The 1048-nt window shown below is 59.3% G+C and carries 2 protein-coding genes; both read left to right on the top strand.

Annotated elements, in window-relative coordinates; genetic code table 11:
• Nucleotides 1-54: 54 nt before the first annotated feature.
• Nucleotides 55-249: a helix-turn-helix domain-containing protein gene (locus tag EJP87_RS19150; RefSeq protein ID WP_130473014.1), complete on the top strand. Its 195-nt coding sequence runs from the start codon at nucleotides 55-57 to the stop codon at nucleotides 247-249.
• Between the two features lie 20 nt (nucleotides 250-269).
• On the top strand, nucleotides 270-1048 hold a 779-nt coding region (locus EJP87_RS17070; RefSeq protein ID WP_227657763.1), incomplete at its 3' end, for a hypothetical protein.

The raw sequence follows: 1048 nt of genomic DNA on the forward strand, positions 1-1048 counted from the left end.
CCCCCTGCTACCATCCGTCCCATGTTCAACACGCAACCGGGAGGAAGGCACGGCATGGAGACCCGTCACATCAACCCATTTCAGCTTGCGCGTCGGTGGGGGATCAACCCCAGAACGCTGCAAAACTGGCGGTGCAAGAACAAAGGCCCGGCCTACCTGAAAATAGGCGGCCACATCATGTACCGCGAGCACGACGTCGAGCAGTACGAGGCCGAACACCACGTTCACATAAACAATGCATCCAAATAGAACAGGCAGGAGGAAAGAGCATGATTCAGATTCACTCAAACAAGCAGGTCAAAGTCACTCCGGAGGTGGCTGGTGATTGGCTCCAGCACAACATTTTTTCTCGCCAGAGGTCCATGCGTCCCCGTCATCGGGATGCCCTGGTGCAGGAGATCAACGCCGGGCGGTTCATCCAGGGAACCCAGATCCATTTTGTCCGGTTCCGCAACGAGCAGCTCCTGGTCAACGGCCAGCATACCCTGTCCGCTATCGAAAAGGCGGGTGTACCGACAACTCTGACCGTTTTGATCTCCGTCGCGGAGACCATGGATGAGGTGGCCGAGCTTTACTCCCGGCACGACAACCATCTCTCACGGTCCGTCATGGACGCCATCAAAGCCAGGGATCTGCACAACCAGATCGGGATGTCGCTGAAGCAGGCGACCAACGTGGCGGCTGCGCTGCGGTTCATCCAGGGGGGATTCCGTCGTGCCGACAGTCGGTGCCAGGAGGATGTTCTTACCGAGGTCAAGACCTGGGAAGAGGAAGGCAACGCCTTTTTTGAGACCATCCTTGGTGGTGGCAAGGATGCGGTGCTGCTCACGAAGGCCCCCATTCTTTCGGTGGCCCTGGTCACCTTCCGTCACCAGGAGAAAAAGGCGCGGGAGTTCTGGCGGCAGGTGGCCCTGAATGACGGGCTGCGCAGCAATGACCCCCGCAAGATCCTGCACGAATTCGTCGATCTGACCCGCACCAATCGGGGGCCGTTCATTCGGGGGAACAAGACGGTCACCCCGGCCTACGTGGCCAGGGCCGTGGCAGT

Source organism: Candidatus Magnetaquicoccus inordinatus, assembly GCF_004217665.1.
Taxonomy (GTDB): Bacteria; Pseudomonadota; Magnetococcia; order Magnetococcales; family Magnetaquicoccaceae; genus Magnetaquicoccus; species Magnetaquicoccus inordinatus.

Excerpts from the sequence above, each read along its gene's own strand:
- EJP87_RS19150 (WP_130473014.1), top strand. The coding sequence starts at position 55 with ATGGAGACCCGTCACATCAACCCATTTCAGCTTGCGCGTCGGTGGGGG.